We start from the raw sequence: 11,130 nt of genomic DNA, 5'->3' as shown, positions 1-11,130 counted from the left end.
GTCCACTAATTTTATTTATATTTTACCTATTTCATTATTCATTATTAATATTTTTTTATTTTATTTTCTAACTATACTTTTGAAAACAAAGTAAAAAAATTTCTTCCTAGCTCTGATAAAGATTTTTCATCATATTTATATAAATTTCTCATAATATTTTTTACTTTGTTTTCAAAATTTTCTAAAGATCTCTTTATTTTATTAACATCTTTTTCCTATTTATATTTTTGTGAAATACTCCTTTTGAAAGTAAAAATATTCTCTCTAATATCGCTAAAGTTTTATTTACTATATTGTATTTTAATAAGAAAACTTATATTAAAGATAATTTTGATAAGTAAAGAGAAGATCTTCTGATAAAGAAAGTACTGCTGTTAGAAGTGTTCCTGTTGTTGATCAAAGTTTATAGAAAATTTTTTCAATAGTGGTATTATAAAACAACTAAAGTAATGACATACAAAAATGATCAAAATGAAGCGTTCAAAGGTAAACCTTTTTTTTAGATAACTATGATGCAGATTATTCACTTTATTGAAATCAAAATAATAAAAGGAAAAAGCAATCAAATATAATAAATTCTTATATATACGCATCATCACATAATTCTGAGGTTCTCTTTATTCATATGAGAGAAAAACAACTAAAACATATCTGAAAATAATTATTAGAAAAATTTCATAGTAACTAAACCTATATTATTATCAATAATGAGCATATATTTAATTACATCATAACTTTATTATCAAATTTTTATTATCCAAACTATTTTTAACAAAACAATAATTCCAAATCTTAATCTAAATTGCTTAAAATTAATATCAAAACTATCATTTATATTTAAAAATTCACTACCTTTGCTGTCTCTTACCTTTCATATTTTTATAAAAAACATACACTAACATGTTTTTCTTAATTAAATCTTTACATATTTGACAAAATACTAATTACAATACCTATTTGAAGATAAAATCCATCCTCCAGCATCACCACAACTTTATATTTTTTCTTTTTTTATATTCCCATATCAATCAATACTATAAACTTAGTAAAATTAATATCATTAGTACACTAAATGAAGGATTACAAGTACATTTGATTTTATATGTCAATATAAATAGTAATAATTTAAATATAGATATTAAAGTTCACCTCTGACATTGATTTAATATGTTAAAAGCATAAGTATTTAAATTTTATTAAATCTCTTTGATGGAAATTAGTATGAAGTATTGACCTTTATAAATATAAATTTTCAAAAACATTGACATTTTCAACCTATTAAATTAAATAATTAAATTTAAAATGCACTATTATTATATATATAGGATAGCATTTTTAATTTTTTATATATAATATTAATGATAATTAACAAAATTAAAACAGTAATTTTATTAATTACCATCAATATTATTAAACATCACTCTTTATTTTCTCTTATAACCAATCAAAGATATAGAATGAGTACAATATGAGATAAATATAGTTAAGTTTGTTGACAATTTAATAACATATTGGCATTTTTTTACCATTTTAATGAATATTAAGACCATTAATAAAAACAAAAATCAAATAAAACCTAATTCAGTCTGGCTATATGATACACAACATAAAGTTCATCAATAGAATTTGATAATTCTTTTCCTCTTCTATAAAAAAATAACTTTCTGGCATTTTCTTTAACATCTCTAATATCTCCCTGATTTAAAAAAATAGATTCAAAAACAGAAATCATAATTTGAACCAATAAAATATTATTACTATCATTTTCTTTCATACATAATCTGATACTTCGAACAAAATTTTTAGAAATTTCCGCTAATTTTTTTGAAGAACACTGAGACACTATAAAAGAAAACATATCAGCATACATATTTACAGCAGTATCAATAACATTTTCATAAGAATTAATTATCAATTTAACAACATCAACAACTTGATCCATTTTTATTTCGTTACTATCAAAGACAAAATTAACATGATATTTAAAAATTTTCTTAAGTTGTTCAATTGAATCTATACTCATCTTAGGATTATGTATTTTAAAATAATTTAAAATATTCTCAAGTTTATCAACAATATTATCAACCTTCATTTTTACTATGACATCTATAGATTCCTTGGTTAATTTCGCATTATCACAATTACCAGAACCATTTACACAATACACATAATTTTTAAGAAAACTATAAATTGTATGATACTCTTGTATAAGAAGACATAACGATCTTGCATATTTAACAGACTTTGTAATAAAAGTTTTAAGTTGAACAATATCATCTTTGCTTAATCGATCAACATCATTTCTAATATTAGCATTATCAATACCAGAATTATTCTCTAGAGTAGGACCATTCCTTATATCAAAACCATTAGCTACAACAAAATCACCCTTGGCTCTAGAACCATTTCTTGCATTACCATTTACATCCTTGACAGTTTTAGTTCCGTCAACTGCATTTTTACATGATACTATAGATATTAGCATCAATAATATAAATACATCATTATATCTGGTCATTTTTCTCCTCCTTTTTAAAATCAAAAGCTTGTGTACAACATTTTACTTCCAAATTAGCAATAATCAAGAATATACTACTGATTAAAATTCATAAAAAAAGTAAACACTGAAATTATATACAGATAGAACATCAATTATATAAATATATTTATCTTGAAATTAAATTTCATCATATATACACTAAGACTTTTACCCTAAATTTAGGGCAAATATAAATGGATAACTATAAAACAATTATTTAATAAAATTCAAAATTATAAATAATATAAAACTTCACTACAAAATCAAACAATAAATTTTTAATTCTCCAAAACATCATGAGTATGAGATTCTCTTAATGATGCGGAACTTATTTTGACAAATTTAGAATCTCTCTTTAATTCTAATATTGTCTCAACTCCCAAATATCCCATCCCAGACATTAAACCTCCCTTTAATTGAAAGATAATGTCTTTTACCTTACCAACATAAGGAACCATCCCCTCAATCCCCTCAGGAACCAATTTCCCAGAAGAATCTTTACTTTCAAATTGAAAATACCTAGATTTAGAACCCCTAGCCATAGCAGCAAGAGATCCCATACCAACATAAATCTTAAATTTCTTGCCATTATACATTACTTCCTCTGAGGGAGATTCATGAGCCCCAGCAAAAAGATTACCTATCATCACACTATCAGCTCCTGCAGCAATTGCTTTAACTATATCTCCTGAAAATCTAATACCACCATCTGCTATAATGCAAATATTTGTATCTTTACAAGCCTCAAAAACATCATTAATTGCTGTCAACTGTGGCACACCAACTCCTGCAACTATTCTTGTTGTACATATACTTCCAGGACCTATTCCCACTTTTAAACAATCCGCACCTGCATCAATTAAATCAAAAGCCGCTTCTTTAGTTACTATATTACCTGCAATAACATCCAAATTTGGATATTTACTTTTAATTTTCCTTACAATCTCAATTACCTTAGTAGAATGTCCATGTGCAGAATCAACAACAACAACATCAACATCTGCCTTAACCAATTCTTCAACACGCTCTAAAGTATCAACATCAGTAGAAACAGCTGCCCCAACCCTCAATCTATCATTCATATCTTTACATGCATTTGGAAAATATTCTTGATGTTCAACATGATCTATATCCTTGCAAGTTATTAATCCTCGCAAACTATTTGACTCATCAACAATAAGTAACTTTTCTATCTTATGCTTAAATAAAATCTCTTTGGCTTCTGACAACGTAATATCTTCTTTTGCAGTAATTAATTTTTTAGTCATTGCATTAATCACAGGAATATTATCATCTGCAATATACTTAATGTCTCTACTGGTTACTAAACCTAATATTTTACCTGCATGATCTGTAACTGGCAATGCAGAAATATTATGTTTAACAATCAACCTTCTAGCCTCTTTAATACTAGTATCCTCATTAATCGTAATAAGATTCCTTATAATCCCATTACGATGATAAGATTTTACTATTTCCACCTCTTTCCTTTGCTTCTCAATAGTAATGTTCTTATGTATAACACCTATCCCACCTTCCTTTGCCACCGCTATCGCCATTCTACTTTCTGTAACTGTATCCATAGCTGAACTTAAAAAAGGTATATTTAAATATATATTTTTTGTTAATCTTGTCTTCAAATTAACATCACTAGGTAATATAGATGATTTCCTAGGAATTAAAGAAACATCATCAAAAGTCAAAGCTTCTTTTACTATTTTATCCATCAATTATTTCTCCCTCATTCACTAATTTATAATTATTCCCATTCTATCGTCGCTGGAGGCTTAGAAGAAATATCATAACACACTCTATTTATCCCCCTAATTTCATTAATTATTCTTGATGAAACTTTTCTTAAAAAACTATAAGGTAACTCAACCCAACTAGCTGTCATAAAATCTAAAGTATTAACACACCTAATGACAGCTGTATATTCATATGTTCTGTTATCTCCCATAACACCTACAGTTCTTACAGGCAATAACACCACAAATGCTTGTCTTACTTTATAATATAAATCATTTATCAAAAGCTCTTCTATAAAAATATGATCAGCTCCTTGCAAAATATCAATCTTATCTTTTGTTATTTCCCCTATTATTCTTATTGCCAATCCTGGCCCTGGAAATGGATGTCTATAGAGAACTTCCTCTTCAAGACCCAATTGCACTCCCAATTGAATTACCTCATCTTTAAAAAGATTCCTTAACGGTTCTAATAAATTTAGGTTAATTTTATCGGGAAGTCCTCCTACATTATGATGTGATTTAATATTTGTTGAAGAGCAAACATTATTCTTAACATCAGATTCAATAACATCTGAATAAATAGTTCCTTGAGCTAAATATTTTATATCATCCTCTTCTAATGCCACCTTTTCAAAAATTTCTACAAATGTTTTCCCTATAATTTTTCTCTTCTCTTCAGGATCATCTACATCCCTTAAATTAGTTAAAAACAACAAAGAAGAATCAATATGTTTTATATTCAAATTATACTTCTTATTAAATTCCAATATCCCATTGGCTTCATTTTTCCTTAAAAAGCCAGTATCAACAAATACACATATCAAATTATCTTTTATTGCCTTATTAATCAGCAAAGCACACACCAAAGAATCTATTCCTCCAGAGAGTCCCAAAATTACCTTACTATCACCTACCTCATGTCTTATACCTTTTACTAAATCTTCTATACTATTACTTAAATCCCAATTTGTCTGTGCTTTACAAATTTTAAAAACAAAATTCATAAATATTTGATTACCAATATCACAACAACTTACTTCCGGATGAAATTGTACACCATAAATTCTTTTCTCTAAATTAAATACAGCTCCAACACAAATCTTAGTATAAGCAATTTGCTTAAAACCCTCTGGTATTTTTTCTATATTATCTCCATGGCTCATCATCACTTCAAATTTACTTGGAAGCTCTAAAAATAAATCGGCTTTATTATCATCAATAAATAATTCAGTATGTCCAAATTCCTGCTTATCACACTTAGAAATCACACCTTCAAATACCTTAATAATCAATTGCATACCATAACATATCCCCAAAATAGGAATACCCAAATCAAAAATCTCAATATCAACACCAGGTGCTTCATCCAAATATACAGAAGCAGGACCGCCACTTAAAATTAACCCTACAGGATTCATATCCTTAATTTCTTTAGCAGAAAGAGAATATGTAACTATTATTGTATATACACCCATCTCTCTAATTTTTCTTGCAATAAGTTGACTATACTGAGAACCAAAATCCAAGATAACTACTGCATTATTACTCACTATAAAATTCCTTTAATAATCATTTAGTCTACAATTTTCATAAAAATAATTTTATTACATTAACAAAAAATCAGGTATTGTTATTTATGCTCATTATCCACAAACTTAAATACCAAATCAAAATTAATAGGAAATTCTTCCATATAATAATACTTTTTATCACCCACCATTACTGAAGCATAATCTTTCACAAGCCCAGATTTTGGTTTTATAAATAAATTATGACTACAACTAAATATAACAAATAAATAAATCAAAATAACATTTTTTATAATAATTCTCACAACAAACCTCCCATCTGAATTAAAAAACTAAAAACATATCATCAATAATAATACAAACTAACAAAAATTTCATAATCAAACGTAAAACCTACTCCCTTAATTTAAATAAGGTATACAATGGCTTACTAAATTACCTTTAATGCTGAAATGCTGTAAATCATATCTTAACATGACCTATAACACTCCAACATTAAATCTTTATATCACAAATTCAAACCAAATTTTACAAAATCTGTATGGTGCTTAAAATCTAAATAAATTAAATAACAATAAAGAAAATTCCTAATCTTTACCAATAACACCATTAAGTTTTTTTGCAAAACGTGAACTTAAAGTCTCAGATGTTTCTTGAATTTTTTTATTTTGAATCTGATTTTCCTGCTCCATATGCACCATCCAATCATCAAGACTTTTATCTGAACCATATTGTCTTTGAAACTCTCGAAACTCTCTATCTAACTGCATAGTAGTATAGTCAACTTGAGCAATAAAATCTTCAATATCCATCTCTTCGGCCTTCAAGTTTTTTCTCTTAGGAAATTTAATTTCTTTAACTTCTTTCATATAATCTAACCTTTCAACAAGTAAGAATAAAACAAATGATTAATTTACTAATACATAATACATAAATATTATACATCTTAATACAAAATATATAAATCATAAAACTAATTTGCTTTCATACTAAAAATTTCAAAACACATATACAAATATTTTTAACATAAAAACAAAACTAAGGTGATAAAATTTTAATAGAATTGACATTATCTACAATAACTTTAATATCATCATAATCATTAAAATAAGCATTTATAACAAATAAATAATCATCCAGTGAAGGCTCAATTTCTCCTTTCAAATCACTCTTTACTTCCGCATACTCTACCCTTACATCATCACTCTTAAATTCTACTACTTCTACAACATCTAAAACATCAGAATCAAAGATAAACTCATTGGAAGATTCAAATTCCCTTATAATATTTAAATTATTACTTATTATATCAAGCATATTTTTAATTTCATCTTCATCTAAAACAAAAATTTTATCTAACTTATCAATCTTACTATCTAAAGCTTTTTCCAAAAATTCTAATGCTTCTTTTTGTCCATCATTTAAATTGGTTTTAAATATTATTTTATAAACTTTTAATAGATCTTTTTGAGACATTGTTGACAATATATCACTATGCTCAGACATTTTCTCAACAACAATTCTCTCAGCTATATGATCTACAATACCTTGCACAGAATAAAATGAATTATTCAATAAATAATCATCTAATTTTTCAACTTCCAAAACATTTTCTATTACAAATTGTTGTCCATTTGCGGATCCCTCTAAAACCTTTTCTTTAATTATCTCATAATCATTTCTTTGAGCAACACTCCCTTTCTCCACTTGTTCCTGAGAATCATTAAGATGTTTCCAAATATCACCGTCTTGCTGAATTTGATTTTGCTCAGAATCATCATCATGAAGCACCTCATCCAAATCATCCTCAGGAAATTGGATACTTAGATTATTTTTCTCGTCTACACTACAACTAGTAAAAGTAATGACCGAGCAAATAATAATACTCATAATATTTATCATTACACTCATAAATAACAGCCTTCTATTATACTACAAAATTCTAATTTTTAAAACCTCAATACTAATCAACTTTTATAATCATTAGTATCAATGATATAGCATTTAACATATAAAACTCAAAATAAAAATCTGTTACCCATAATTGAATTTATAAGATTGCAAAAAACTAAATTTAAACATAAAAATAAAATGTAAAAATACTATTCTTTAAAATCATCATAAATCACAATTAATCAAAATATCTTTTGAAAAACAGGTCAATATTCCAAGCTTCTTAAGCTCTATAATTATCAATTCAGGAAAATCAGAAATGCTTTTTGTAGCATCAATTATCAAATAAGTTTTAAATCCCAAATTATGAGCGTCAATAAGAGTTTCCTTTACACAAAAATCCAATGCCAAACCAGCTATAAACACCACACAAATTTCATTGTTCTTAAGATATTTTAAAAGCCCCGTAGGATTCTTTTTATTACAATCATCATAAAATCCACTATAACTATCATAATTTTGATCCTGTCCTTTTAAAAAAATAGCTTTGATTTTTTCAACGTCTAAATCTTTTGGAAATGCTGCTCCCCATGTATTTTGAACACAATGTTTAGGCCAACCATTAATATTAGTTTCACTTAAAAAACTTATATGATTCTCAGGATGCCAATCCTTAGTTGCAATAACATGCTTAAAACAATTTTGAAGTTTATTTACTAAAGGAATAATATCCCTACCATCAGGAACAGGAAGTGCTCCTGATTGCAAAAAATCATTTTGAATATCTACAAGTATCAATGCAGAATTATTCAAAACTAAATGAAAGAATGTACTTTTCATTAAATAAGTATATCATATAATTAAAATTTAAATTTTGTTATCAAAGTTAATTATTTAAATATCCTAAAATATATTTACAATAAAATTTTTTATTTACTAATCAAGCCTCACTCTATTAACTATTTCCCTAAATATTGCCATCATTTTCTCTTTATCTTTTATCACAATATCTATTCCCTTTTGAATATCTGCATCATTATTCATTTTATCAAAAATCTTATAAAAATCTTCTGCTGTAATTTCATCTCCCTCATGTACACTCTGAATTACCTCATACACATTAGAGGTCACAACACTTACAACATTCTTCATTTTGTTCATATATTGCACAAAATGCTTATTTAATTCGCTCAAATCCTCAAGTGTTGCTTTAGTTTCAAAATTTTTTTTATCTATCTTACTACCATTGCTATAAGGCAAATCATGATTAAAATTTAAATAATAATAACTACCGGTTGTCATATCCGATAATCTATCTACAAATTTTTTACAAGCTTCTTTATATTCATAATATTTATGATACTTTGATTCTTTATAAACACTATATATTTTATGTGCCGCCAATGCCAACCAATACATCCTATCACCATTATACCACAAAGCCAAATAAACATATCTAATTGGATGACGAAGATTAAATAGATTAGGGTTTATAAGAAAAAATCTCAGAAAAAACTAAATTGGGAAAAGACATGCCATAATTATAAGGTTTAGAATCAAAATCTTTATTGTAATAAAATTCATGAAAAAGCGATTTTATGTCTTTAAATTTTTTCAAAGCATCTTCCCGTGTTTTTAATTCCTCATATACAAATTCCTCCCGATCAACAATAGTAAAATCAAATTTATTCTCATATTTCCCGTCTTGTTCATAATATTTTTTTACACGTTTTTTTACATGTGTCTCTTCTGGTTGAACAACTTCTTCTGCTGCAGGAACTTCTGGTTGAATAATACCTTCTGCTACCTCAGGAACTGCTGGTTGAATAACAACTTCTTCTGCTGCAGGAACTGCTGGTTGAATAACACCCAACAAATCTTGTGGTTTATTTCTTGTGTCTAAAACACCTTCTTCTAAACTACCCGATGGTCTAGAGACTTCCTCAGAAGAACCACCTAATAGTAAAGTAGCACCCAATAAAGCTGCTGATGTTTTACCTATAATAACTCTTGGTTTTTGATTATATTTTAATTTTGATAATGTTCGAATACCACTTTCTGTAAAACGTGATTGCCTGCAACTAAAAAACAATACACTCAATACACAATATGTTGCACATATCCTCATACCTAATTTCATCATAAATTCTCCCTTTTTATAAATCATATCATCAAGATCACTCAATATCAAATATAAATTAAACTACTAAGCTCAAATGTCAATTGTACTTATCTTATATTTGACATATCACTTGAATTAAAAATTCAAATACATAAACAGATAAAATACACAACTTATCAAGAAACAAATTCATCTAATGATAGTTATTATATATAACAAGTTATAATAAATGTTTTTAACAGTTTCGCATAATCCTATATACGAAGTCCTTAAAATCAATATAATAATAAAAAGAACATCAAATTCATCATCACTATATGTCTTACAACCTTAAGTCTTAACAATTTCAGGATCAATTACTACGGATTTTATATAATCAAACCCTTTCTACACATTATCAGAAAGGGTTAAATAATAATTTATTGGATGCTCAGTTCCTAGAATACTTGCTTAATGCATCAATTTTCATATTAATAAAATCATCAATATAAGAACTATCATAACTGATAATTTGATTATATAGCTCATCAAGAACAGATGCACTAAATACTTTTTTTAGATCTAATTTATAAGCTTTATTTTTAAGATCAAATCTAATTTGCATTTCTCTCTTTAAATCTCCATCACTAACTTTACTAATAGCAAGTTCAGCTTCTCTCAATGCATTAAAAGTTCCAAGCAAATGGTTCACAATTTCAATGATTTTATCTGCTCCCAAATTATTTAATAACTCATAAAACTGAATATAGTCATATATCTCACACTGACCCTGCGCATCTACAATATCAGAATCACACAATGCTTCTTTTATATAAAAAATTAACATTTTGCCATTTTTTGACACCCCAAATAAATCAAGTAACTCATAAAGTTCAAGGTCTATAGAATCAATACCACCCTCTTCATACTTTTCTAATAATCTACTTCCTTTGTCTAATGTTTGATCAATCAAAGAATTCACAACAAGTGAAGTACCATCAAAATCAGAAACATCTTTAGATGTTAAGTTACAATTCATTATCAATACTAATAATAACAATAAAGCATAAAATACTTGCCTAATCACTAAATATCTCCTCTTACAATTTAAATATATTTTTTATATTTTTTACTTAATAGTTGTTACCTATACCTAAATTCTTGTTAAATTAACAATATTATAAATATAGTACAAACCATATTATAACAGAAATTATATTAATAACCATTATTAATATCAATTAATTAAAAAAGAGTTTAATAATAATTAAACTATTTACTTATAAAGTAAATATATTTTTATACAAATTACAAATA

General features: G+C 26.4%; 10 protein-coding genes. All 10 read right to left on the bottom strand.

Going from position 1 to position 11,130, the window contains the following annotated elements:
• Positions 1 to 1,576: 1,576 nt before the first annotated feature.
• The 10 genes from BRE_RS04890 to BRE_RS04850 all read right to left on the bottom strand — a co-directional run bounded on the left by BRE_RS04890 (position 1,577) and on the right by BRE_RS04850 (position 10,900).
• Positions 1,577 to 2,518, bottom strand: a complete 942-nt coding sequence (locus BRE_RS04890) for a hypothetical protein (protein WP_232212748.1) — start codon at positions 2,516 to 2,518, stop codon at positions 1,577 to 1,579.
• A 299-nt stretch (positions 2,519 to 2,817) separates the two neighbouring features.
• Positions 2,818 to 4,266: an IMP dehydrogenase gene (guaB, locus tag BRE_RS04885; RefSeq protein WP_041178223.1), complete on the bottom strand. Its 1,449-nt coding sequence runs from the start codon at positions 4,264 to 4,266 to the stop codon at positions 2,818 to 2,820.
• A gap of 32 nt (positions 4,267 to 4,298) precedes the next feature.
• A complete protein-coding gene (gene guaA / locus BRE_RS04880; protein ID WP_012539342.1) occupies positions 4,299 to 5,840 on the bottom strand; it encodes a glutamine-hydrolyzing GMP synthase in 1,542 nt (513 codons plus the stop codon).
• 80 nt (positions 5,841 to 5,920) lie between these two features.
• On the bottom strand, positions 5,921 to 6,124 hold the full coding sequence (locus tag BRE_RS04875; RefSeq protein ID WP_041178222.1) for a hypothetical protein: 204 nt from the start codon (positions 6,122 to 6,124) through the stop codon (positions 5,921 to 5,923).
• Between the two features lie 282 nt (positions 6,125 to 6,406).
• Entirely contained in the window at positions 6,407 to 6,688 is a 282-nt protein-coding gene (locus tag BRE_RS04870; protein ID WP_012539341.1) for a hypothetical protein, read from the bottom strand.
• Between the two features lie 169 nt (positions 6,689 to 6,857).
• The gene (locus tag BRE_RS04865) at positions 6,858 to 7,730 is read right to left on the bottom strand and encodes a hypothetical protein (RefSeq protein WP_012539340.1); all 873 of its coding nucleotides are present in this window, start codon (positions 7,728 to 7,730) and stop codon (positions 6,858 to 6,860) included.
• Between the two features lie 207 nt (positions 7,731 to 7,937).
• On the bottom strand, positions 7,938 to 8,552 hold the full coding sequence (locus tag BRE_RS04860) for a nicotinamidase (protein ID WP_012539339.1): 615 nt from the start codon (positions 8,550 to 8,552) through the stop codon (positions 7,938 to 7,940).
• Positions 8,553 to 8,648: 96 nt separating this feature from the next.
• Positions 8,649 to 9,158 (bottom strand): hypothetical protein, encoded by a 510-nt coding sequence (locus BRE_RS06565; RefSeq protein ID WP_232212747.1) that lies wholly within the window; start codon positions 9,156 to 9,158, stop codon positions 8,649 to 8,651.
• Between the two features lie 37 nt (positions 9,159 to 9,195).
• Entirely contained in the window at positions 9,196 to 9,852 is a 657-nt protein-coding gene (locus BRE_RS06560; protein ID WP_232212746.1) for a hypothetical protein, read from the bottom strand.
• Positions 9,853 to 10,264: 412 nt separating this feature from the next.
• Complete coding sequence (locus BRE_RS04850; RefSeq protein WP_012539338.1) at positions 10,265 to 10,900, bottom strand: BTA121 domain-containing protein surface lipoprotein; 636 nt, start codon at positions 10,898 to 10,900, stop codon at positions 10,265 to 10,267.
• Between the last annotated feature and the right edge of the window lie 230 nt (positions 10,901 to 11,130).

Origin of the sequence: Borrelia recurrentis A1 (assembly GCF_000019705.1) — a bacterium.
GTDB classification, from domain to species: Bacteria; Spirochaetota; Spirochaetia; order Borreliales; family Borreliaceae; genus Borrelia; species Borrelia duttonii.
This window is presented reverse-complemented; position numbering and strand designations above follow the sequence as displayed.